Origin of the sequence: Microvirga sp. VF16 (genome assembly GCF_016864375.1) — a bacterium.
Classification (GTDB): domain Bacteria; phylum Pseudomonadota; class Alphaproteobacteria; order Rhizobiales; family Beijerinckiaceae; genus Microvirga.
Map to the genome: position 1 here is coordinate 2,258,972 of NZ_CP069354.1, position 24,592 is coordinate 2,283,563.

The following is a 24,592-nucleotide window of genomic DNA, read 5'->3' on the forward strand; positions in this document are numbered from 1 at the left end:
CACGAGGTTGGAAAGGGCGAACAGACGTTAATGCAGGATCCGGTCGAACCGGGAAGCGGGACACCCCACTCGTGCCAGAGCATCTTGGAATGCGAGCTTTTGGTCGGGACCCCTTCGCGGAGGGCATTATGGCCAGCGGTCATAAGCACCGCATCAACAGGTCGAACACATGGCCTATGTGGACGGCCCCCGCCTCGCAAGAAGATTTCGGCATGGTTTGATCGGATCGCTTGCGGTCATATGTCCGGCCTTTCATTGCAGTCACACATGACCGCTGGCCAAGATGGCGTCCGCTCTGTGAGTTCCCAACAGCACCGCGGCCTCGCCAGACCACAGTCATGTGCGGAGTGTCTCACCGTCTGGATCGATCGATCACACCATCTGCTCGCTTCCTTGCAAGGTCCGACACCAGCTCAACACGAGAGCGCTTGAAGGGTTCTCATGTCGGGCTGATCTCTACACAGCGCACGCCGCTGCCGATACTGACGCTGGGGCTTTGTAGCTCTCCCCTGTCACCATCAGCTTCCAGGCAATGCGGGCGATCTTGTTGGCCAGCGCCACGGCAACCAGCTTGGGCGGCTTGCGCTGGAGCAACGCCACCAGCCACGGCGAAGGCGGCGCACTCTGGCCGCGCCGCAACTGCCGGATGACAGCAGTCGCCCCGACCACCAGCACGCTGCGCAGGGCCTCGTCACCGGCCCGCGTGATCACCCCATGCCGCACCTTGCCGGCGGTGGAATGATCCTTCGGGGTCAAGCCAAGCCAGGCGGCAAAGTGGCGGGCCGAGCGAAAGGCCTCGGGTGCAGGCGTCTTCATCACCAACATCGCAGCGCCGATCGGACCCACCCCAGGAATCCTGGCCAAGCGTCGGCTGATCTCATGGGCGCGGTGCCAAGCCATGAGGCGATCTTCAATCTCCTCCAATCGGGCCTGCAGCTGCGCATACTCCGTGGCCTGCATCGCAAACAGCTCCCGGGCGAGAGCCGGCAAGGTCTCCTCGGTTTTGACCCGCTCCAGCAGAGGCTCGATCCGGCACAGCCCCTTAGGGGCAATGAGCCCGAACTCCGCCGCATAGCCGCGGATCACGTTGACCAGCTGGGTGCGCTGCCGGATCAAGCGATCGCGCACGCCCACCAGCATCAAGGCCGCCTGCTGGTCGGCTGTTTTGACCGGCACGAAGCGCATGGTGGGCCGGCTCATCGCCTCGCAGATCGCCTCGGCATCAGCCGCATCGTTCTTGCCACGCTTGACGTACGGCTTGGCCAATTGCGGCGCGATCAGCTTCACCTGGTGCCCTAACGACTGCAGAAGGCGCGCCCAATGGTGCGAGCCCCCACAGGCTTCAAGGGCAACTACGGTGGGCGGAAGCTTGCCAAAGAAGGTGATCAGATCCTGGCGCCGCAGCTTCTTGCGCAGCACCGGCTCCTCGGCGGCATTCACGCCGTGCAGTTGGAAGACGTGCTTTGACGTATCCATTCCGATGCGGATAATCTGGTCCATGGACGGTCTCCTGTGACTGAGATCTGCAACGACCTCATTCTGGCACAGCGATGCCGTAAGGGGGCCGTCCACTCCAACAGCATCGACCAGCCTTGCAGAAGCGTTTAATAAATCCCTTGCCAATAGGGAGCCGTCCACACATGGCACTGGGCTGACCTTATCCCAAGTTCCGCGATTGCGCGCTGAGCGGACTTTCCTTTGATCCGCTCAATGTTATACTTTGACGTTATACTTTGACCCGTTGCAGACGTCCAATAGTCCATGGGTTGGAGGCAAACCGTGGGTGGAGATCTGTTATCGGCCTTCGGGTCAGTGTTCTAAATGTTCAAGCCTCTGGGTCAGGCCGGGGAGGCCCCGCCTCGGAGACACATCAGAGGACGGCTTCGATGAGAAAGGGGCCGCGGCGCAACAGAGCGCCCTCGAAGAGCCGCACGAACTCCTCAACCGTGCTGGCGCGTCCTGCCTCTACGCCCAGGCCCCTCGCCATCGCAAGCCAGTCGAGCGCCGGCTCGTCGACGGTGAGCATGCGCTGCGCATTGCGGCCGAACTCGTTCACGCCGACATTGCGCATCTCGCCCTGGAGGATCGCATAGGCGCGGTTCGCGAACACAATGGTGATCACATCGAGGTTTTCACGCGCCTGCGTCCACAGCCCCTGTACCGTGTACATGCCGCTGCCGTCAGCCTGGAGGCCGATGACCTTGCGATCGGGGCAGGCGATCGCCGCGCCAGCCGCAAGCGGGATGCCGATGCCGATGGAGCCGCCGGTGATGTGCAGGTAATCATGTGGCACACTGTCCTGCGATAGGGCGAAGAACTGTCGGCCCGATGTGATGGCCTCGTCGCAAATGATGGCGTTCTCCGGCATCATTCGGGCGACGACGCGCGAGATTGCATCCGCGGTCAAACGCCCCGCCGGCAGCGGGTCTGCGAGAGCAGCGGACCGGAGGATGGGCGCCGGCCTATCCGGCCGCACCCCGAGTTCGTCTGCAAGCCAGGCGAGAGCCCCCTTGAGGTCCTGCCCGAGCTGTGCCAGCTCGATCACCTCGCAATCGTCACGCACGAGCCGCCCGGGCTTGCCCGGATAGGCGAAGAAGGCTACCGGCACCTCAGCGCCGACAAGGATCAGCACCTCGACGTCACGCAGCATCTCCAGCGCCAGATCGATCGGATAGGGAACCCGCGCGACCGGGACGCGGCCGACGCCGCGCTCAATGCGTCCGTTGAATGCTTGGGCGGTCAGCCGCAGCCCTGTAGCTTCAGCGATGCGGCCGGCAATTTCGAGCGCATCCGCCCGCAGGGCCCGGCTGGTGAGCATGAGGGCTGCGCGCCGGCCCGAGCGGACGGCGTTCGCCGCTGCCAGGACCGCCTCTGCCGCCAAGGGCTCCGGCTTGGGGACTACAGTCCGCTGGATCGGCCTCTCCGACACCGCGCCCCAGGCGGCATCGGCGGGCAGGATCAGGGTCGTGATGCCCGGCAGGGACATGGTCGCTTGATAGGCTGCGGCCGTATCCGGCCCGACGCTCTCGGCATCGGCGATCCGCCGGACCCAGTGCGACATCGGTCGGGCGAGGCTCTCGATATCGCTCGTCAGCGGTGCATCATGTTGGAGATGATAGGTGGCGTGATCGCCGACCACGTTGATCATCGGCGTATGGGCGCGCCGTGCATTATGGAGATTGGCGAGCCCGTTGGCGAGCCCGGGTCCCAGATGGAGGAGAGTGGCGGCCGGCCTGTCGGCCATTCGGGCGTAGCCGTCGGCGGCGCCAGTGACCACGCCCTCGAACAGGCCGAGCACGCAGCGCATCCGCGGCTTGCGGTCGAGCGCCGCCACGAAATGCATCTCGGAGGTTCCGGGATTGGCAAAGCAGACGTCCACGTCGTTCGCGAGCAGCACGTCACACAGGCGGTCGGCACCGTTCATATCGTCCTCGCTTGTCGTATCTCGGCCCAGGAGCCGAGGGGGATCGTATCCCTCCGGTCGGGAAGCCGTGCGCATGCCATTCGGCGGCTTTCCAAGTCCTGTTCTGCCATGGCCTGAAAGGCCCTGCGTCAGGCCAGAACACGCCCTTATGTGATGACGAAGACTTGGGCCTCCTCGTACTCAGCTCGGGCAACTTGGAAGTGGAGTTCCAGCCAGAGTGCATCGCTTACCGGATGGCCCGTCGATGTCATCCTTGCGTCGATCATGGGATATCTCATCAGCCTATGGTAGCGCAGCCACGAACCCTGGTCCTGTCACGATGCCTGATTGATCCCGCCACAACTGTTGATAGGAGGCAGTAACTGCGCAGAACATGCCTACGCGAGCCAACTGCCGCTCTGCACGAGGTTACTTTGGCTCCCGCGTGCGGGAGCCTGGGAAGTTTGAGCCCGTCCCGATAACCTTTCGGGTGCCCCTGAAAATCTCCGTATAGACTTCCAGCTGCCCGCGCTGCGAAGGTCCGGAACAGGCACTCCTGAGACCTACGCTCAAAGGCAGCAATCCTCATCGAACCGGACGTCCCGAAAGCGCGGGAATCTCGGCTCCTGACCCGACGCGGACCTTCCGCCGGTCCTTTACAACGCCATCTCGATCTTCGCCACGTGCGCTTCCGCCCTGTTGGATCGGGCCTGGGGCCTCCAGGTAGCTCTCTTGAAGCCCACCGAGGACACTCGACGTTTGGCCCGATCGCATCATCCCCCTTGACGTACATTATACGGTGCTTGTACGTACAGTATACTATACGGGAATCGGGCTGCGCCAGACGGTGAGCCCCGGGAGCGCATTCTGCGTCCCAACACCAGAGGACAGTTGCATGAACAAATTGGCGATGCTGACCTTTGCCATGGGGTCATCTCTCGTGGCGCTCACGGCTGCCGCGTTGGCGCACGATCACGCCGTCTTGCGAGGTCGTCTTGTGTTTGCCGATCACGAGAAGCCCCTAGTCAGCGTACTTGATCTCGACAGCGGTGAGGTTACCCACAGTTTCGATATGCCAAAAGCCAATCCGGTGCTCTCCACGACGGAAGATGGCCGCTACACGGTCATCAAGACGGGCGATGATGCGGGTACCGTTCGCTTTCTCGACACCGGCCTGACGTACGAATCCCACGGCGATCACACCGACGTGGAGAAGGGGGAGGCTAAACTGCTCGGCCACACCCTTACCGGCGATGTGCCGGCTCATGTCGTCTCCGAGAATGACTGGGTCGCCGTGTTCTTCGACGGACAACGGCCATGGGTGCGTTCGAGCGAGCCTCGGGCCACGTTCATCAAGCTCGACACCTTGGGCTCGGCCAATCCGACGGCGCTGACCTGGAAGAGCCCTGCGCCCCAGCACGGGATTGCGTTTGCGCTCGGCTCTGACGAGTGGCTCGTGTCGACGCACAACGAGCCGTACGCCAAGGGCGACCAGAAGGCGAGTTCGCGCTCGAACGGCTTCAAGGTCGTCCAGGGCGAGGACTGGAAGGTTGTGGCCTCCTTTGACGACCTGTCCGACCCACAGAAGTCGTGCAAGGAATTCCACGGGCACGCGTCCTTGAACAACGTCCATGTCTTCGGCTGTGCTCAGGGGCCTGAGGGCGATGCCAAAGCCGGCGGCGTACTGGTCCTTGCCAAGACCAACGGTCAGTGGACGTCACGCCGGGTGCGGTATCCGGACAACCGGCGCTCCTCGACGATCAAGGCGCGTGAAGGTGCCCAGTACATGATTGCCAACTATGGCAACAAGAGTCCTTATGATGCGCTTCTTCGCATCGATCCCACGGCGGAAGCCCTGAAGCCGGAGGACATCTTCCAGGTTCCGGATGGACAGGCGATCTGCCAGTTTGAGGTCGCCTCCGACGGTAAGCGCATTGCCAACCTGACGGCTGACGGCAAGCTGCGGATCTATGATGCGGCCCCAGCCTGGAAGCAGGTGGCGCAGTTCGATGCGGTTCCTGCCTTCGATTGTGCCTACGGGGCCAAGACCCCGATGCCCTCGCTTGCCATCATCGGCGAGAGCGCCTTCGTCAGCGACCCGATAAACAAGCGCGTCCGCGAATACAGCCTGGGCAGCCTCCAGCAGGGGCTCGATCTTCCCGTCGACGGCATGCCGGCGAACCTCGCCAGCGGCGGGGGCGGCTAGTCCCAGGGGTTGTCGGGCCTGGCCGCACCGCGTGCCCTGATCAGGACGGTTCCTCATCCGAGGATCAAAAGGGAACGCAACCGCTATTCGGGTGCCTGGGCGTGAGAGCCCTCGCTCGCGCCGAACACCGTCTTGGCGTAGATGATGCCGAGCCCATAGGCACCGCCGTACTTCTTCGCGATGCTCGTGGTCATGTCGTAGGTCTCGGTCCGTGCCCAATCGCGCTGGAGTTCCAGCAGGTACTGTAGCGACGTCATCGGACGCACTCCGGCCTGCACCATCCGATCCATCGCTCGCTCGTGAGCCTCCTCGGAGACATCGCCGCAGGCATCGGCGATGACGTAGACCTCGAAGCCTTGATCAAGCGCCGAGAGGGCCGGGCCGACGATGCAGACCGAGGTCCACAGACCCGACAGTACGATGCGGTTCTTGCCGATCTCGTTGATGCGCTCGATGATGCCTGCGTCCTCCCAGGCGTTCATGGAGGTGCGGTCGAGCATCTTCTGACCAGGAAAGGCGTTCGTGATCTCGCTGAACATGGGGCCGGAGAAGCTCTTTTCCGCTACGGTGGTGAGGATGGTCGAGACGCCGAAGCCGGCAGCGGCCTCGGCGACCAAAGCCGCGTTGTTGCGCAGCATGACCCCGTCGATCGACCGGGTGGCAAAGGCCATCTGCGACTGGAAGTCGATCATGATCAGCACGTGATCGCTGGGTGTGAGGAGATTGGAACCGGGTGTCGACGTAGCTGTCGTCATGGCTTGTCCTTGTGTCCTGATCTTCCGTTCGATGCTGGCTTTCACCGTGGGCAGCGACCAGCGCACCGACGACCGGTCGGGCGGGTCTGGGCTCTCCCTGCGCGAAACACAGCTTAGGAGGGCAGCGTGCGTCATCGGAGTTCCTTGCGTCCCGCCGATGGGCGCAACCACATTGTCCCGGAGCCGGCCTGGTCGGAAGTTAAACCGTGTAAATATTTGTGAAGCCGCGCGGATGCCGAAGCTTGCGCGTCGCGTGCGGAATGGCTTCCAGCGAATCCAGCTTGGTTAGGCGAGACCGGAGATCTCCGCCACTATCCCATCGCTGCCCGATGCAGGGCACCGGAACGCTTTTCTTGAAACACGAGACGCACTCCGGCCGCGTCTGTTCCTCCAACACGCGGCGGGACGTTACGGCGTGGAGGACCTGAGGCGGAAGCATGGCCTCGATGAGGCGCTCGCAGCAACATTCCCGGCGAGCGATCCCATGGCGGTGACCGGACATCGCCTCGGAACCCAATGACACGCCGCGGGCCGGATCCCTGATTCCTCCTTCCCTTTCGGCATCTTGTTAGGCATAGTTTCATGCCTGCCCCTTGATGCCTGAGCCAGATGAAGAACGCCAATGTCAGATTCGGTCCGTTCACGCTCATCCCCTCCGAGCGTCTTCTTCTGCGCGACAGCGGGCCGATCAAGATCGGCAGCCGTGCGCTGGACATTCTGATTGCTCTCGTCTCACGCGCCGGAGAAGTGGTCTCGAAGGAAGACCTGATCTCGATCGTCTGGCCCCGAACCTTCGTCGAGGAAACCAATCTCCGGGTCAATGTTGCCGCCCTGCGCAAGGCGCTCGGGGATGGACATGAGCCCCACCGGTTCATTTCCAACATCACTGGCCGAGGCTACTGCTTCGTTGCCCCCCTCAATGAAACGGATGAGTTGGCCGGAGAGGTTCAAGCGGCGATATCCAAGCCTCGGCAGCCTGCCCCGGCAACGGGCTCCCTGCCACGCCTAAGTGGACGCGTCATCGGGCGGGACGGGGAGCTCGACCTGCTCGACCGGCAGCTCGCCGAGCTCCGGCTCCTGACCATCGTCGGCCCAGGGGGCATCGGCAAGACGACCATCGCCGTTTCCCTTGCCCAGCGCACTCTCGACCGCTACGCGGATGGTGTCGCCTTCGTCGACCTCGGGACACTCACGGATCCGGCATTGCTGCCGGTGGTCGTCGCAAAAGGCGCAGGATGCGTCCTCGGGTCGACGGATCAGCTCGCGGAACTGGCCGAGCAGCTTCGCGACCGCTCGATGCTTCTTATCCTCGACTGCTGCGAGCATCTCATCGATGACGTTGCCTTGATGGTGGAGGCGCTGGCTGCAAGGGCGCCTGAGCTCAACTTCCTAATGACGAGCCGTGAACCGCTTCGCGCACAGGGAGAACGGGTCCTTCGCCTGGCCCCGCTCGATTTCCCATCCGAGGGAGAGGCGGACGATGCGGCGTCGGCTCTCGGGTTCGCGGCCGTACAGCTCTTCGTCGAGCGGGTCGCCGACGGCATCGGAGGCTACGATCTGGGCGATGCCGAGGCTCCCCTCGTGGGGGAGATTTGCAGACGGCTGGACGGCATCGGCCTCGCCATCGAGTTGGCGGCCTCCCAGGTCGACAGCCTGGGGATCCAGGGTCTTGCCGTCTCGCTGCGGAACAGTTTCGATGGGTTGACGCGAGGGCGGCGCACTGCGCTCCCGCGCCACCAGACCCTGCACGCCGCGCTGGACTGGAGTCACTCACTCCTGGACGAGCCGCAACGCTTCGTGCTCAGCCACCTGTCGCTGTTCAACAAGGAATTCACGATGGAGGCTGCGCGAGCGGTGGCTTCCGACGGAGGAACCATCGACGTCGCGGCCTGCCTCGGCGACCTCGTCGCGAAGTCACTGGTCGTGGCCGACCGCAGCATCCATCCGGCCCGGTATCGCCTGCTCGACATGACGCGCGCCCATGCGGCGGAGAAGCTGTCGGCATCAGGCCGAGGTGAAGAGGCATCCCGGCGCCACGCCATGCATTACCTTGGGTTCTTCGGACAAGCCGCCGGGCAATGGCAGGCCACCCATGATACCGATTGGCTCGCGCTCCATCACCGGGACATGGGGAATCTGAGGGCCGCCCTGGACTGGGCTTTCTCCCCGCAGGGCGATCCCATGATCGGGGTCGGACTGACGGTCGCCGCCATCCCCCTCTGGTATCAGCTCTCCCTGGTTGACGAGTGCCTGATGAGGGTCCGTCAGGCCCTCGACTGGCTCGAGCGCCAGGATCGAACCGATGATTCCAGTCTCATGATGTTATACGCGGCGTTGGGCTTCCCGCACATGCGTGCGATCTCCGGCCGCCCGAGCGGCGCGAAGGCGTGGGAACGCTCGCTTGGGATCGCCCGGCGGATCGACGACGTCGACTTCCAGTTGCGGGCCTTGTGGGCTCTTTGGGTGGACCGGACCAACAGCGGCAATTCCCGTGCTGCTCTCGAGATGGCAGAGGAATTCCACCGGATGGCTGCGCGCTCGCGGGATCCAGCGGATCGGCTCATCGGCGAAAGAATGCGCGCGCGATCGCTGCACTTCCTGGGTGACCAGCCACGAGCCGAAGCGCATGTGCGCCGCATGCTCGACGAATATCGTACGCCGGCCAGCGGAGCCCATCTGGCCCGGTTCCAGTACGAGCAGCGCCTCACGGCGCGGATCACGCTCGCCCGCGTGTTGTGGCTGCGCGGTCGCGCCAAGGAGGCTCTCGGCGAAGTGGAGGACATGGTCGGGACGGCCTTGGATACGGATCACAACCTGACCACCTGCCACGTCCTGTCCGACGCCGTCTGCCCGATCTACCTGATGGCCGGGGATCTGGCGCGCGCGCAGCACTACACGGGAATGCTTTTGGAGCGGACTAAGGCCCATGCCCTCGATGTCTGGCATGCCTATGCCGAGTGCTTCCAGGGCGACATCCTGATCCGTCAGGGCAGGGCCGCAGCCGGTGTATCGCTCGTCCGGGATGCGCAGGATCGGCTCGAGCGCGCGGGCTTCCATCTCTACCGGACGGTTTTCCACGCCGTCCTTGCTTCCGGCCTCCAGGCATTGGGCCGCGTCGAGGAGGCGCTGAGGCTGCTGGACACGGCCCTGGCGCTGACGCGGCAGACCGGAGAGGCTTGGTACGTGCCGGAACTCCTTCGTCAGTACGCCCAGTTGCTCATGACGCGGGACGACGCCCAAGAGGACGCCCGTCGCCTGATCGAACAGTCCCTGGCCTTGGCGAGGGAACAGGGCGCGATGGCGTGGGCCACCAGAGCTGCCGGCACACTTGGCACCTCGAATGATTTAACGCGCTTTAACACCGCTTAACTGGTTCACATCGCCGACCGGAGCCATGGTTGCGTCGACCCGAAGACGCAACCAATTCCGAGGGACGTGCGATGACATCACGGACATTCTTTTCACTGCCCCGGGCTGCGGCGGCTGGCCTTGCAGCCATCATGTGGTCGGTGGCGTTTCCGGCCACGGCAACCGCACAGGCCGCTCGCTCCCCACAGGAGTACTCCAAGACGTGTGGCGCCTCCTGCGTCGGGACGCAGACGGTCGGCATCAGCGGCATCCCCTACGCCTATCGGTCCTTGGGCAACCCGTCCGGGACGCCGCTGATCCTGATCAACCGCTTCCGCGGGACGATGGACGAGTGGGATCCAGCCTTCCTCGATCACGTCGCAGCCGGGCGACACGTCATCATCTTCGACAATGCAGGCGTCGCCCGCTCCGGAGGTGAGGCGCCGGCTCGCATGGCCGACTGGGCCACGAATGCCGCCAAATTCATCGAGGCCCTGGGTTACCGCCAGGTCGACGTGCTGGGCTTCTCATTCGGAGGTCTGGTGGCACAGGAGCTGACCCTCCAGCGGCCGGAACTCGTCCGCAGGCTGATCATCGTCGGTAGCGGGGCGGGCTATGTCGAAGGCGCCAACCTTCGTGCCAAGGCGATCGAGGTCGCCACCAAGCCGGTCAACACGGACGAGGACTTCCTCTACCTGTTCTTCAAGGAAACGCCGACGAGCCAGGCGGCCGGGCGGGAGCATCTGGCCCGCCTGCGCCTGAGAGCGGATGCGTTTTCCGAGCGCGTCAGCGAGAAGGCCTGGAAGGCGATGCTCTCGGCCGGGAGCGACGTCGGCACGCCGGAGACCTCGCTGCTGCGGCGCGTCGGATCGATCCGCCAGCCTGTCCTTGTCGCCAACGGCAACGAGGACGTGATGATCCCGACCTACCAGTCCTATGCCTTGGCGCAGGCGATCCCCAATGCTCGGCTGATCATCTATCCGGATTCGGGCCACGCCTTCCTGTTCCAGTACCCCAAGGAGTTCGGGGACGAGGTCATGCGCTTCCTCGGACCGGAGGTCCAGCCATGAGCGCGACCGCCATCTCCGCGCATCTCACCAGACGCGACGTAATGGCAGCAGGTCTCGGCTTGGCCACCACGGCAAGAGCCAACGCTCAGGGGCTCGGGACGACCCCAAAGAATCCGATGATGCAATCCACTGAAGGAGACAGAACGATGGCGACGATCACGATGAAGGACGGCACGGAAATCTTCTACAAGGACTGGGGCAGCGGGCAGCCCATCGTCTTCCATCATGGCTGGCCGCTCAGTGCCGATGACTGGGACAGCCAGATGCTGTTCTTCCTGCATCAGGGCTATCGCGTCATCGCCCATGACCGCCGTGGCCACGGTCGCTCGACCCAGACCGCTCACGGCAACGAGATGGATACCTATGCCGATGACGTCGTGCAGCTCGCGAAAGCCCTCGATCTCCGGGATGCGATCCATATCGGCCATTCCACAGGCGGCGGCGAGGTGGCGCGCTACGTTGCCCGCGCAGAGCCGGGACGCGTTTCCAAGGCGGTCCTGATCGGCGCGGTACCACCCATCATGGTCAAGTCGGAGAAGAACCCCGGCGGGTTGCCGCTGGAGGTGTTCGACGGCTTCCGTGCGGCGGTCGCCGCGAACCGGGCGCAGTTCTATGTCGATGTCCCAGCCGGGCCCTTCTACGGCTTCAACCGTCCCGGTGCCAAGGTCTCGCAAGGGGTGATCGACAACTGGTGGCGCCAGGGCATGATGGGCGGCATCAAGGCACAGTATGACTGCATCAAGGCCTTCTCCGAGACCGACTTCACCGAGGATCTGAAAGAGATCGACGTTCCCACGCTGGTGATGCACGGCGACGACGATCAGATCGTCCCGTTCGCGGATTCCGCGCCGCTGTCCGTGAAGCTCCTGAAGCACGGGACGCTCAAGGTCTACGAGGGGCTTCCGCACGGGCTGTGCACGACGCATCCGGACGTCGTCAATCCCGATCTCCTGGCCTTCATCAAGGGCTGACCGATACGACAGGGTGGGTGCAATGACCATGAAAGCGAACGAGGAATTCCTGGATCGGGAAAACGGGCTGCGGATCTTTGTGCGGTCCTGGCATCCCCCCGGTCCGCCCAGGGCAGTGGTGGCGATCTGCCATGGGGTGAAGTCCCACAGCGGCTATTACCACTGGCTTGCGGAGCAACTGGTCGCGAGCGGGTTTGCGGTCTATGCCCTCGACCTGCGCGGCCGCGGGCGGTCAGGCGGCGAACGCTTCTTCATCACCGACGTCGATGAGTATGTTGGCGATGTATCCGCCGTGATCGAGCTGGCGCGCCGCCGCGAGGGCGATCTGCCCCTGTTCCTCTTCGGTCACAGCGCCGGCGGCGTGGTTTCGTCGACCTATGCGCTCGACAACCAGAAGCGGCTCGCAGGCTTCATCTGCGAGAGCTTTGCCTACCAGGTCTACGCACCGGACTTCCTGCTGGCTGTCATCAAGGCCATCAGCCGGATCGTGCCGCGCCTTCCCATGCTCCGGCTGAAGAACCGCGACTTCTCGCGCGATCCCGCTGTCGTGGCCCTCATGGATGCCGACCCGCTGATCGCTGGCGAGGTGCAGCCGATGGCGACGGTCGCCGCTCTGTCAAAGGCGAACGACAGGCTCAAGGCGGTATTCGCCTCGATCAGGCTTCCGGTCCTGATCCTGCATGGAACCGAGGACAAGGTCACGCGTCCGGGCGGCAGCCAGGAGTTTCACGGGAAGGCCGGATCCAGGGACAAGACGCTCAAGCTCTATGACGGGCAAAGCCATGACCTCTTCAACGACCTCGGCCGCGAGCGCGTCCTGGCGGATGTCGTCGAATGGCTGGATGCCCGGCTTCCGGTGACGGGAAGGGTTTTAGCGGTCGGCTGAGGTCCTGCACATGAGGTCCTGCACAGGGGAAAGAAGCGGCCATGCCGGAGACAACGTCGAGCTCCATCCTGATCGTCGTCGATCCGGCGATGGTGCCGGATCCCGATCCGTTCGAGGATTTCCTGGCGGTGTACTACGCCCTGGTGGCGGCAGGTGCGCGGCTGCTGATCGCCTCGGAGGCCGGTGGCTATCCGTGGCTGAGCCGGCCCGCGCCAGGCCAGGGCAGCGGAAGCGAGTTGATAGCCAGGTTCCTGTCGGACCGACAGGCCAGGGACGAGGTCGCAGACACGCTTCCGCTTCGCGATGTCTTCGTCGAGGACTTCGAGGCCTGCGTAGTGATCGGAGGCGTCGGCCCCGTGTGGGAGCCGAACGGCAGCGACACCCATGCCCTGGTCGGAGCGTTCCTGAAGTCGGGCAAGCCCGTCGCTGCAATTTGCAGCAGATCCGGTGTCGCGCCCGGGGGAAGGGCTGGTGGCCTGACACTTCTCAGCAACGGCGGAGCAAGCCTGCCTTCCGCGATCCGAGCCCTGCTGGCGGCATTGCGGGCCGGCAATGAACCAGAAGATTCATGATGACGCTTGATCGCACCGCATCCCTTCCTGATCGGGCACCCTTCGCATTCCGGCATGGAGCCTTCGATGTGACGGTGCTGAGCGATGGGCACTTTGCGCTACCCGCCGAAATCGTGGCTCCCGAGGCCACGCCGGAAGAATGGCGCGACATCGAACGACGTCTCTGCGGGAGCGCCGGAACGATCCGCGCCAATGCCAACATCCCGCTGATCCGTTCGGGAGAGGACCTGATCCTGATCGACCTTGGGGGTGGCGGGAAATTCCAGCCGACCGAGGGTCGGCTTGCGCAATCCCTTCAGGCCGCAGGATTCGATAATCGTGCGATCACCAAGGTGCTGCTCACCCATGCGCATCCCGATCACGTCTGGGGCATGCTCGGCCCGGACGGCAAGCCGCGGTTCCCGAACGCCACGTACTATGTCGGAGCAAGCGAATGGGACTTCTGGATGGATCCAGACTATGCATCCTCGATACCCCCCGTGCTGCACGACTTCGCCAGGGGAGCCCAACGCGACCTGGCCGCAGTCCGTGACCGCATCGTCCCGGTGAGGAACGGTGACGAGATCATGCCGGGTCTCCAGGTCATCGCGACACCAGGCCATACACCTGGTCATCTGTCGTACGCTTTTGCTGGACCCGAGACCATGGTCGTGAGTGGAGATGTGGTTACCAACCAGATTGTCTCCTTCGAGCATCCGGCCTGGCGCTTCGGCAATGACACGGACCAGGATATGGGCTCGGCCACCCGGCAACGTTTCGTGGACCGCGCCGCGGCCGACCGCCTGCTGCTGCTTGGCTACCACTTCACCTATCCTGGACTGGGTAGGGTGGAGAGGTACGGCAACGCATATCGGTATGTGCCTGCCTCGAGTTGAGTCCAAGCCCTACTCTCCGGGGGCGACATGCTCGTTGATTGGAACGGCTGCTTGGTCCGTTGGCACATCTCGGAAGGAGCGCTTTGGTCAGTTCATGAGGTGGTGAGCAGACCTTCATTTCATTTGCTGTTTGTTACTCTTTGACCCATTCCGGACGTCTGGGACATTGATGTAGCCGCTGAACTGTCCTCAGGAATTTGCGCGCCTCATAGGTATAGCGTAGATGCACCATGTCCTGATTGAGAGAAGATGCATTGTGCAATTGAGGGGGCCTCCGCCTTGGTGCCCTCGGTCAACAGACGGAGACGACTGGCGCGCTTTCTGCGGTCCTGCCTCCGACTACGATCAGCAAAGGTGATAGGTCGCATTCCATCGCTGCATTGGTTTTCAGCCGGTTTCGCTGCTAGGGATCGGCTGAGCCCAATCCGACTTCGGAGCTTGCTGTGCCTCGCTTTCCGTACGAGACTGTCGACGTCTTCACCGACCGCCCCTTCGGTGGCAATCCGCTGGCTGTCTTCACCGATGCGCAGGGGCTTTCCGACGGGCAGATGCAGGCGCTGGCGGCGGAGATGAACTACAGCGAGACAACGTTCGTCCTGCCCGCCGACGATCCAGCCAATGATGCCCGTGTGCGCATCTTCCATCGCACGGCCGAGATGCCCTTTGCCGGCCATCCCAATGTCGGCACGGCGTGTGTGCTGGCGCGCCAGGGCCGCGACCGCGACGGCGTGCTGCGCTTCGAGCAGAAGGCTGGCCTCGTCGAGATCGCAGTGGAGCGCGATGCAGGAGGAGCCGTGACAGGGGCGGTGATCGCGGCGCCGCAGGCCTTGTCCCTCGGCATGGAGTTGCCGATCGACGAGATCGCCGCCTGCGCCGGGCTTTCCGTCACCGATATCGTTACAGCGGCCCACAAGCCGGTGCAGGCCTCGGTCGGCGTCAAGTTCGTGCTGACGCAGGTCGCGCCGGAAGCTCTTGCCAGGGCGACGCCCGATCTCACCGCTTTTCGCAAGCTCGTGCGGCTGCATAGCGAATTGGCCGGACGCTTGTCACTGTTCCTCTATGCGCGTGACGGCGATACGATCCGAGCGCGGATGTTCGCACCGCTCGCGGGCACTTGGGAGGACCCGGCGACAGGCAGTGCCAGCGCCACGCTGGGCGCGCTGCTGCTCTCGCTCGACGGCGGCGACAAGGCCGCCTTCACGATCACTCAGGGCGTCGAGATGGGCCGGCCGAGCTTGCTCAAGGTAACCTCGTGGCGCGCCGAGGATGGCTATCGCTCGCGCGTCGGCGGCAGTTGCACCCCGATGTTCCGGGGCGAGGCCCTGCTTTAGAGGACTGAGTGCTCCAAGAGCATCCCTTTGCGGGATCAAACCTGCACAGGCGATATAAGCCATCAATTCTCCTTCGCCTGATACGGGCAGGGCGCATATTCCTATTGACGAACGAAATCCGGATAGCCTGGCACCGTGCATACTGAGCTTTAGAGTAACATTCCTTACACCTCACGAGTGAAACTGCGGCGATCAGACCGGAAACCGCCATGAATGAACTCCGTCGCGCTACCCTGAACGGCGATGTCTTCGAATACTTCGATGTCGGCGATGGTCCGCCTATCCTGTTCCTGCACGGAGCGCTTGGTGACCTCAGGACCTGGCAAGGACATAGCGAGATATTGTCAGGCCGCTACCGCTGCATCGGCTACACCCAGCGCTACTTCGGTCGCGTCTCGTGGCGCGATGAGGGCCCCCCGTTCGGCGTCACCACGCACGCCGAGGACCTCCTTGCTTTCATTGAGGCTCTCTTTCATTGAGGCTCTCGGACTTGCCCCGGTGTACCTCGTGGCTTGGTCCTATTCCGGTCATGCCGCCTTCGAGGCCGCGCTGCGGCGGCCGGATCTGTTCCGACGTGTGATGGTCTACGAACCGGGCGTGCCGAGCTATGTCACCGATCCGGAAGAAGTGGCTGCGTTCGGACGGGATGCCCAGGCCATCTATGGACCGATTGCCACCGCCGCAAGTGCGGGCAATCTGGAAGAAGCCGCTCGACTGATGATCGACGGCTCCGGTGGGGATGGCTATTTGGACCGTCAAAGTCCGGAATACCGAACCATCATCCGCGACAACCTTCACTCACTGCCGTGCCTGATGGCTCAGGAGCCACCCCCGAAGATCACCTGTGAGGATCTCACGACATTGAGGATGCCGGTCTCGATTGTCCACGGTGGTTTGACCAGACCCGTCTTCGCCATCCCCTCCCTCGCTGCCGCACGGTGCATCCGTCATGCCCGGCACGTGGAAGTACCGGGTGTCGGGCATCTTTGGCCGCAGGAGAGCCCTCATGGTTTCTCGGCTGTGGTCGAGGAACTCGATCGCACGACGTGAGAGAAGTAGAGCGACTGTTGGTGGCCTCTGCTACCGAATGCCAGATCGAACCGAGACCCGGAAAGCTCAAATCCTGGCAGACGCGGAAGGAACACTTTGGTCTGCTCATGAAGCAGTAAACGGACCGTCATTTCATCTGCTGTTCGTCGCTCCGTAACCCAATTCTGCATTCCATGACGCCTCGTTCTGTTAATATTGGACCTGCGGTTCATGCACGCGCAGCCCCGATTGCCCTCCTTCCGCTCATGCCGCTTTGGGCGCATCCTGACTGCGGGTTGGGGATCGAGGGAGACGACCTATGCCTGGCAAGTTCATACTCAAGGGTGACGTCAGGCGGGAGGAGCTGGACATCATGCGGCTCGGCTGGCTGAGCCATCCGGCCTCGACCGGCGCCGGCAGGTTCACCGTGCTCGAAGGCACCTTCTTCCCCGGCAAGGGACACAGCTTCCACTATCACGCCGATCAGGAAGAACTCATCTACGTGGTGTCAGGCACCGTCGAACACTGGATCGAGCAGGAGAAGCGTATTCTCAGCCCAGGAGACAGCGTCTTCATGCCTCCCAAGGTCGTGCACGCGACCTTCAATATCGGCACGGAGGACGCCAAGGTCATTGCCATTCTCGGGCCCTGTGTTGGCGACTTGGGAGTGGAGCAGGTCGATATGTCCGGTGAGGCGCCTTGGAGCGAGCTGCGGGCCAGCACAGCCTAGGAGCAAACGTCCTTCAAAATTGGCTTTCCGCGATGTCTGGCGCGCGCGCTCCGTTTGTCGGATTGCTCGCACGCGCTATGTCCTGGCGCATCGTAAGGACGAGGAGCCGCGCCATGGCCGTCGACCCGCGGAAGGTTCTGCGCCTCAACCTGCCGCAGTGGCAGGGTGGCGACCGGCCCAACTACCGCATTGGAGGACGGGTGCTGGCCGCGATTGCACCCGAGCCGCAGGGGCCGGAGGAGACCGTCCCGGTTCCCCGCGCCAGGGAGGACGAGCGGCCCGTCGAGGGCGGCATCGTCTCGCGCGAGATCTTGCTCGAACAGCTCGCCGCCGCCCGCTCGGCCATCGCCCGGCACAAACCGGAGGCCATCGTGACGCTGGGCGGAGACTGCCACGTCGATCTGGCGCCCATCGCCTATCTCAGCGAGCGCTATGGCGACAACCTAGCCGTGCTCTGGATTGACGCCCATCCGGACATCATGCCTCCGGCGGAGAACCGGTACGCCCACACGCATGTGCTGGCGACGCTCATGGGCGAAGGCGATCCCGCATTCGTGGCGGCCGTGCGTCGGCCGGTAGATCCGAGGTGCGTCCTCTATGTCGGGTTGACCGAGACCTCGCCTGGCGAGACCGCCTTCATCCACGCGCATGGGATCGCCCATCTTAGCCCGGAGGACTTGGCAGGCTCGCCCGAGCGCGTTCTGGAATGGCTGCGCGCCTCGGGGACGACGAAGGTGGCGGTCCACTTCGATGTCGATGTCCTCGATCCCGCGCTCTACGACTTTCTCCTGTTCCACGATCCCTATGCCGCACCGGGCACCTATGATGACGTGCCCAAGGGTCGGATGCGGTTTGAGGAGGTCGCGGCGATCCTCAATACGGTTGCGGCGGAAGCCGACATCGTGGGACTGGCCATCACCGAATACATGCCTTGGAGCGCGATCAAGTTGTCGGACTCACTGCGCTCGCTGCCGCTTCTTGGCCATGGATAAGGCGGCAAGGAACGGCAGCTCCAGGCACGCCTGAGACCTAAGCTCGAAGGCAGCAATCCTCAGAAGCGGACGTTCCGAAAGCGCAGGAAATCTCGGTTCCTGACCCGAATGTATGGACCGGCCGTGCGTCGCAAGAGGCTTTTCGAGATGGCGAGGTTGGTCTTGCGCTAATGTATCCGGCCCATGTGGAGCGATTGCTCCTGGCCATCATGGATATCCGCGCGCATCGGTTCTCATAAGCGGACCGGCCCTTCATGGCCAAACGGGTCACCAGAGCCCAGATGCGACGGCGCGACCGTTCTCCATCTCGTGTTCCTCTCGCAGACCTCGGCGAGTTCCAGGCGGTTGATGCAGGGGAGGGGCGATGCTGCCCTCAACCCATTACAGCCGCTGTCCGTGGTTCATAGGTGCGGTTCTGGCTCAGCACGCTCCAGGCAATCCGCGCCAGCTTGTTGGCTAAAGCCGCCGCCAGCACGTTGTGGTGCAGGCGTGTGGACGCGGCGGTGAGCCATGCCCCGAAACTGTGTTGGCGCCACTTGGCCGGCCAGAGCAGCAGCACGCGAGCGGCCTGAACCAGGAGCGAGCGCAGGTAGCTGTTGCCGCGCTTCGACAGGCGGCCCAGGATCGTGCGGTCGCCCGTTGACGTCTGTTTGGGCACCAACCCGAGCCAGGCGCCGAAATCACGTCCTCGGCTAAAGGCGGCGCCGTTGCCAATGGCGGCTACCATGGCGCTGGCGATGATCGGTCCCACGCCTGGCACGCTCATCAAACGCTGGCAGGCTTCGTCTGCCGCTACGAGAGCTTCAATCTCGTCGGTGACAGCATCGATGCGCTCATCCAAGTGATGCCAGTCCTGCATCAAGCCTTCGATCAGGCGTACCATGCGCGGCGTGAGGACATCGGTGCGCTGGGCGAGAATGTCCGGCAGCGCTTGGCGCAGGGATCGCAAGCCCTGTCGCACCGCAATCCCGCGCTCGAGCAGGAAGGCGCGGATCTGGTTGACCACGGCCGTGCGCTGGCTGACCAAGCGGGCGCGAACACGATGCAGAGCTTGCAGGTCGAGTTGCTCGACTGTCTTCGTAGGCACGAAGCGCATCGTGGGACGCTCCACGGCTTCAGCAATGGCCTCGGCATCGCGGAAATCATTTTTGTGGCTCTTACGGAAGGGCTTCACGAACTGGGCGGGGATCAGCTTCACGTCATGGCCAAGGGCCAGCAACTGACGGCTGAGATGGTGGGCGCCGACGCAGGCTTCCATGCCGATCAGACACGTTGGCATATTGGCGAGGCGCTGCTCAACCTGTCCACGCGAGAGCTTCTGGCGCAGAACGATGGCGCCACGGACATCCAGGCCGATGAGGTGGAAGCTGTTCTTGCCGATGTCGATGCCAAGGGTGGCAATGGGCGGAAGCGGGGCTTTAGGCATGGCTCAGATCCTCGTGCTGGGCGCCCCTGATGAAGGGTGCGCCGGTAAGCACGGCCGGTCCATCCCATTAGCAGTCCTTGGGGAACAAGAGCAGACGTCCAACTGTGCCGCCAAAGGGCTCACCCGAAGATCCATCCTATTCGAAACGGAGTGCCTCAATGGGATCCAGCAGCGCGGCTTTGTGGGCAGGATAGAACCCGAAGAACACTCCGATGGCCCCGGAAAAGGCAAACCCAAGTGCAATCGACGCCGGGCTCACCCAAATCGGCCACCCCGCCAACTTGCCAATCCCAACTGCCACGAGCACGCCCACACCCACTCCGAGCAGGCCGCCCAACACGCATAGCATGGTAGATTCGACCAAAAATTGGTTCCGAACATCTCGTCGGCGTGCCCCAAGCGCCTGGCGCAGGCCAATCTCACGGGTCCGCTCGGTGACCGAGACCAGCATGATGTTCATGATGCTGATCCCGCCAACCACCAGCGAAACCGAGGCGATGGCAGCCAACAGGAAGGTGAGAGAGCGGGTAGCCGCCGCGCGAGCCTCCATGGTTTCCGATGGCTTGCGGATCTGGAAATCATCCGGCGCCTCGGCGGACAGCCTGTGCCGCTGCCGCAGCAATCGGTGGATCTGCTCTTGCGCCGAGACGCTCGCCTCGTCCGAGACGACCTTGACCATAATGAAATCTACTGCATTCCGGCTCACCTTGTTGCTCCCGAGTACGCGGAGCTTGGCGGTAGACAACGGGATCAGTACAACATCATCCTGGTCGCGGCCATTACCTGCGTTCTGCCCTTTCCTGGTCAGAACCCCGATTACGGTGAACGGAACATTGGCTATCCGAACCACTTGGCCGAGAGGGTCCTTGTCCTCAAACAGCTTGTCGACGACAGCCCCTCCGAGCAGGACTACCTTGGCGGCGGTGTCGACCTCATCAAGAGTGAAGCCGCGTCCCGTCTCGACTCGCCAGTCGCGCGCGACCAGATAGGCCGGAGTGATGCCGCCGGCGAGGGTGGACCAGTTGGCATTGCCATGCACGACCTGGATGGCTCCTGAAGTCGTTGGCGCTGCAACGACGACCCCAGGCACTTCGCTCGCTATTGCGGCTGCATCCTCTTCGGTCAGACTCTGACGCGAACCCGCTCCCAGGCGCACACCGCCTTGGTTTGACGAACCTGGTTGGATCATCAAGAGGTTGGCGCCAAGCGAGCGGATCTGCTCGTCGATCTGGCTCTGAGCTCCACTGCCAATCGCCACCATAGTGATTAGGGCGGCCACGCCGATGATCATCCCAAGCATCGTCAATGTGCTGCGCAGGAGGTTGGCCCTGATGGCACGCCAAGCGATGCGGATGGTTTCCGCCATGTTCATGACGCCACCATCTCTGAGACAGCCAAGTCCTGTGAGATCATGCCTTTAGAGCCATCGTCACGGACAACTGGTCCGTCGCTGATGGCGCACCCGTCCTGCATCCGCACGATGCGCTGCGCATAACCAGCCACCGCAGGGTCATGAGTGACGAGGATAATGGTCCGCCCCGCTCGGTTCAGATCTTGGAGCAGAGCCATGATCTCGCGCCCCGTGGCGGTGTCGAGGGCGCCCGTGGGCTCATCGGCGAGAATCAGGCCCGGTCCTGCCGCGAGCACTCGTGCAATCGCCACCCTTTGCTGCTCCCCGCCGGATAGCTGACCAGGCCAATGGTGCTGACGGTGGCCAAGCCCGACTTTCTCGAGAGCCATCGCTGCCCGGCGTCGCCGTTCGCTCCTGGGGATGCCGGCATACGTCATGGCCAGTTCCACGTTCTCGATTGCGGTGCTGCGTCCGAGCAGGTTGAACGCCTGAAAGATGAAGCCGATCTCTTGGGCCCGGACCCGCGCGCGCTCGTCCGGATTCAAGTTCATGACGTCGCGCCCGGCGAGGAGGAGACAGCCGCCGGCGGACGGATGATCCAGCAGGCCGAGCAGGTGCATCAGGGTCGACTTGCCGGAGGCAGACGGCCCCATGATGGCGATGAACTCCCCCGTCTCGAGGGTGAGGCTGACGCCGCGCAGCGCCGCGACGGTAGTGTCGCCAAGTCTGTGCTCCTTACAAAGATTGGTGGCTTGGATCAGCGGCGCGGCCACAGGGCGCCTCCCAGGCGGCTAAGGAGCGAGCCATCAGCCCGCGCTGCCGCGACGCCGACGATCACCTGCTGCTCCGGGTGCAGCGAGCCGGCGACGATTTCGGTGGCGCTGGCGTTGCTCCGTCCGGTCCGGACCGGGACCTTGACGGGGCGGCCGCCGTCCAACACCCAAACGGCAGTGATGCCACCCTCGGACGCCTGGGCGGCGCCCGGTGTGGCCGTCCCGGGGGGCCGGAAGCGCAGGGCCGCGTTGGGAATGCGCAGCACGTCCTTGGCCTGGTCGATGGTGATCTGCGCCAGGGCAGTCATGCCGGGCAGCAGCGCCAGGTCGGGGTTCGAGGCCGACAGCACCACGGTGTAGGTGACCACGTTCTGGACCAGGCTCGGCGCCTTGCGGATCTGGGCAACCTTGGCGGCGAAGGCCCGGCCGGGACTGGCATCGACGGTGAAGGCGGCGGCCTGCCCGGGCCGGATGCGGCCGATGTCAGCTTCGTCGACCCGGGCGTGAACCTCCATCTGGCGCAGATCCTGGGCGATGACGAACAGGGTCGGCGCCGACAGGCTGGCGGCGACGATCTGACCACGATCAACATCCTTGCCGATGACCTCCCCGTCGGCGGGCGCACGAATGACACTGTTCGCCAGATCGGCCTCGGCTTGGTCGAGCACGGCCGCCTGCTGCTTGAGCAGGGCCTCGGCGAAGGCGAGTTGCGAGGCCGCGGACCGGTGGTCGGCTCCGGCAGCCAGCAAGGCGGAGTCGGCGCCAGTGCGCTCGGCCTCGGCCGCCTGCAGCGCCGCCTCGGCCGACTGAACCGACACCAGGGCGCTGTCACCGGCGGCCTGCGACATCGTCGAGCGTTCGACGAGCGTCTGCTTGCGCGCGAAGTCACGGCGGGCGTTCTCCGCCCGGGCCCGCGCCCCTTCGACGTTGGCGTGCGCCATCTGGACGGCCGAGCGGGCGCGGAGGAGGCCGGCCGCCATGCGGTCGATACCAGCCTTGGCCATGACGACCCGCGCTTTGGCGCTGTCAAGCGCGGCCTGGGCCTGCCGCACCCGGGCCTCGAAGGCCGTGGTGTCGAGGCGGGCCACAGGCTGACCTTTTGTGACGCGGTCGTTGAAGTCGACCAGCACCTCGGCAATCTGGCCCGAGAGCTGGGAGCTTACCTTGACAGTCCCAACGGCGTTGAGGGTGCCGGTCGCCGACAGAGTGGTGCGGATGTCGCCCCGGTCGACCGGAGCGGTGATGTACTGAGGGGCAGGTGCGGCCGGCTGGAGCGCGCCGGGGATAGCACTAGGCGGCACCAGGGAGGCGGCGGAGCCGAGCGCCGTTCCCAGGACCAAGATCCAATAGCGACGTTTCATAGCTCAGCCCCACATGCTTCTGGCGATGCTGCTTTTGCGCTGCGTGCTCCTGGACGTGACCACAGTATAACGGCCGTCGCGTGGCCCCGAGTTGAGCAAGGGACCCGCCGCGGGGTGCCGCGGCGGGACGAAGGCTGTGACTTGGGCAAACCGGCTTTGGCCTAGGGAACTGGCTGCTCTAGGCTGCAATGCAGTGTTGTCACCGGATCGGCGGTTCCACCAAAGGTCGTGGTAATTTCGCCTGTCAGTGGATCGGCGAACTGCGAGAAACCTACGTTGCCGATGAACGATACGCCCTCGGTCGTGGTGCTACCGTTGTTGATCGCATGTTGGCCATTGCCGCCATCTGCCGGTGAGACCCCGTGGGGGCCTCCGTCTAGGGAACTGGCGTTGCCGATGCCAAGGCGAGGGCCCGTCCCACCAAATGTGGAGTCGCGGAACGTGTCTTGCGGGGTGTTAGCGCTCTTGGAGTGGATGCCCATTCCGCTGCCATTGGCGCCCACCGCGCTATCGGTCGGGAGTTTAGCCAGTTGCGAGGCCATCTCCCCCCAGCACCGGTTCATCTGAGGTCCCGTCGCCGATTCGCCCTTGTTGAACGTCGAGCCGTTGATCGTATTGTCGTTGCCGACGCGATCAACCGGTGCAGCCATGGCTCCCGTTGCGGCGAGAAGAAGGGTTGCCGTGCACAGCCCAGTGCACAGGAAATTGCGTTTCCCGGTCATGATAATATTCCCTCTGATCTTTAGATCGTGCGTATGAGCTTAAATTGCGAATGTTAACTGAAGACGTTAACAAGTCTGTCGCGGCATGCCCTTGATGATCGAAGGCATGTCATCGTTGTTCTGCTATAGATATGCGGGCTCAATACTGCGTCTGGGAGGATAGCAACTCTGACTATCGCTGCAGCGCGAAGTAAGTAGAGGCACACCTTCGCTGTTAGGTCAATAGATAAAATTTGAGCTATTATGCTTTACTCAGCCCTTGATCGTCCCTTGACTCAACTAATAATACTAACCCTTAAGATGTATTATGTTTAGGGAGTCCTAGAAATAAAAAGTTTCTTGCTGTAAACATCTGCTTTCTGATACCACTATTGGAATAGTCCTTCGGAGCGAAAAGTTTCTTCACAACCGTGGCGCAGCAATGGTTGTGATGAACTTGTAGGTGAGCGTCGAAATATAATTCAACCGGCGGCAAGAACATTACCTGCCTGTCAGGAGTTTCTTACCTTCGGGAAGGCGTGCTCTACATACCGAATCGGTATTGTTGCCCCGAAAGATCGAACCGATCATCTTGATTGACGTGGGACAAGAACTCACGCTGGGAACGAAAGCCGATCGCCTTGTGCGGGAATTATGCGCTCAAACCATAAGGGGAGGCTCTCCATCACCGTGCGGGTATCTGGGGCCGGACCCACCCGAATGCAATCGCACTTGATCGTCCGGACGAAGGCCTCGGTCATGCCATTGCTCTACGGCCTCTCCCCCGGTGCGGTGCGCGGCGCCAAGCTATT

The 24,592-nt window shown here is 63.3% G+C and carries 20 protein-coding genes; 12 read left to right on the forward strand and 8 right to left on the reverse strand.

The window, feature by feature from the left end:
• Positions 1–456 precede the first annotated feature (456 nt).
• Positions 457–1,500, reverse strand: a complete 1,044-nt coding sequence (locus JO965_RS10720; protein WP_203439317.1) for an IS110 family transposase — start codon at positions 1,498–1,500, stop codon at positions 457–459.
• A 370-nt stretch (positions 1,501–1,870) separates the two neighbouring features.
• Positions 1,871–3,424, reverse strand: coding sequence for an acetolactate synthase large subunit (locus JO965_RS10725; RefSeq protein ID WP_203443584.1), 1,554 nt, complete (start codon positions 3,422–3,424; stop codon positions 1,871–1,873).
• A gap of 874 nt (positions 3,425–4,298) precedes the next feature.
• On the opposite strand from JO965_RS10725, the gene JO965_RS10730 reads away from it, so the two are divergent.
• On the forward strand, positions 4,299–5,609 hold the full coding sequence (locus JO965_RS10730) for a hypothetical protein (RefSeq protein WP_203443609.1): 1,311 nt from the start codon (positions 4,299–4,301) through the stop codon (positions 5,607–5,609).
• Between the two features lie 83 nt (positions 5,610–5,692).
• Here the strand turns inward: JO965_RS10730 and JO965_RS10735 are convergent, their stop codons facing one another.
• Positions 5,693–6,364: a hydrolase gene (locus JO965_RS10735; protein ID WP_203443610.1), complete on the reverse strand. Its 672-nt coding sequence runs from the start codon at positions 6,362–6,364 to the stop codon at positions 5,693–5,695.
• 609 nt (positions 6,365–6,973) lie between these two features.
• Here JO965_RS10735 and JO965_RS10740 point away from each other — a divergent pair.
• The 11 genes from JO965_RS10740 (at position 6,974) to JO965_RS10790 (ending at position 18,168) form a co-directional block, all read left to right on the forward strand.
• Complete coding sequence (locus tag JO965_RS10740; protein ID WP_203443611.1) at positions 6,974–9,733, forward strand: winged helix-turn-helix domain-containing protein; 2,760 nt, start codon at positions 6,974–6,976, stop codon at positions 9,731–9,733.
• A gap of 71 nt (positions 9,734–9,804) precedes the next feature.
• Positions 9,805–10,782 carry an alpha/beta fold hydrolase gene (locus JO965_RS10745; RefSeq protein WP_203443612.1) on the forward strand — a complete coding sequence of 326 codons (978 nt, stop codon included), beginning with the start codon at positions 9,805–9,807 and terminating at the stop codon, positions 10,780–10,782.
• 146 nt (positions 10,783–10,928) lie between these two features.
• A complete protein-coding gene (locus tag JO965_RS10750; protein WP_371826872.1) occupies positions 10,929–11,753 on the forward strand; it encodes an alpha/beta fold hydrolase in 825 nt (274 codons plus the stop codon).
• 22 nt (positions 11,754–11,775) lie between these two features.
• On the forward strand, positions 11,776–12,639 hold the full coding sequence (locus JO965_RS10755) for an alpha/beta hydrolase (RefSeq protein WP_203443614.1): 864 nt from the start codon (positions 11,776–11,778) through the stop codon (positions 12,637–12,639).
• A gap of 41 nt (positions 12,640–12,680) precedes the next feature.
• Entirely contained in the window at positions 12,681–13,211 is a 531-nt protein-coding gene (locus JO965_RS10760; protein ID WP_203443615.1) for a hypothetical protein, read from the forward strand.
• Positions 13,208–14,086, forward strand: coding sequence for an MBL fold metallo-hydrolase (locus JO965_RS10765; RefSeq protein WP_203443616.1), 879 nt, complete (start codon positions 13,208–13,210; stop codon positions 14,084–14,086). Before JO965_RS10760 ends, JO965_RS10765 begins: the two co-directional genes overlap by 4 nt.
• A gap of 443 nt (positions 14,087–14,529) precedes the next feature.
• The gene (locus JO965_RS10770) at positions 14,530–15,417 is read left to right on the forward strand and encodes a PhzF family phenazine biosynthesis protein (RefSeq protein ID WP_203443617.1); all 888 of its coding nucleotides are present in this window, start codon (positions 14,530–14,532) and stop codon (positions 15,415–15,417) included.
• Positions 15,418–15,626: 209 nt separating this feature from the next.
• Positions 15,627–15,896, forward strand: a complete 270-nt coding sequence (locus JO965_RS10775; RefSeq protein WP_203443618.1) for an alpha/beta fold hydrolase — start codon at positions 15,627–15,629, stop codon at positions 15,894–15,896.
• Positions 15,823–16,467, forward strand: coding sequence for an alpha/beta fold hydrolase (locus tag JO965_RS10780; RefSeq protein WP_246776808.1), 645 nt, complete (start codon positions 15,823–15,825; stop codon positions 16,465–16,467). The genes JO965_RS10775 and JO965_RS10780 overlap by 74 nt, the downstream gene beginning before the upstream one ends.
• A gap of 298 nt (positions 16,468–16,765) precedes the next feature.
• A complete protein-coding gene (locus JO965_RS10785) occupies positions 16,766–17,176 on the forward strand; it encodes a cupin domain-containing protein (protein WP_203443620.1) in 411 nt (136 codons plus the stop codon).
• A gap of 113 nt (positions 17,177–17,289) precedes the next feature.
• Positions 17,290–18,168 carry an arginase family protein gene (locus tag JO965_RS10790; protein ID WP_203443621.1) on the forward strand — a complete coding sequence of 293 codons (879 nt, stop codon included), beginning with the start codon at positions 17,290–17,292 and terminating at the stop codon, positions 18,166–18,168.
• 373 nt (positions 18,169–18,541) lie between these two features.
• Here the strand turns inward: JO965_RS10790 and JO965_RS10795 are convergent, their stop codons facing one another.
• The 5 genes from JO965_RS10795 to JO965_RS10815 all read right to left on the reverse strand — a co-directional run bounded on the left by JO965_RS10795 (position 18,542) and on the right by JO965_RS10815 (position 23,801).
• Entirely contained in the window at positions 18,542–19,594 is a 1,053-nt protein-coding gene (locus JO965_RS10795) for an IS110 family transposase (protein ID WP_203443622.1), read from the reverse strand.
• Between the two features lie 136 nt (positions 19,595–19,730).
• Positions 19,731–20,960, reverse strand: a complete 1,230-nt coding sequence (locus tag JO965_RS10800; protein WP_246776809.1) for an ABC transporter permease — start codon at positions 20,958–20,960, stop codon at positions 19,731–19,733.
• Between the two features lie 2 nt (positions 20,961–20,962).
• Positions 20,963–21,718 (reverse strand): ABC transporter ATP-binding protein, encoded by a 756-nt coding sequence (locus JO965_RS10805; RefSeq protein WP_246776810.1) that lies wholly within the window; start codon positions 21,716–21,718, stop codon positions 20,963–20,965.
• Positions 21,703–23,079: an efflux RND transporter periplasmic adaptor subunit gene (locus JO965_RS10810; RefSeq protein WP_203443624.1), complete on the reverse strand. Its 1,377-nt coding sequence runs from the start codon at positions 23,077–23,079 to the stop codon at positions 21,703–21,705. Before JO965_RS10810 ends, JO965_RS10805 begins: the two co-directional genes overlap by 16 nt.
• Before the next feature lie 161 nt (positions 23,080–23,240).
• Positions 23,241–23,801, reverse strand: a complete 561-nt coding sequence (locus tag JO965_RS10815) for a hypothetical protein (RefSeq protein WP_203443625.1) — start codon at positions 23,799–23,801, stop codon at positions 23,241–23,243.
• Positions 23,802–24,592: the final 791 nt, after the last annotated feature.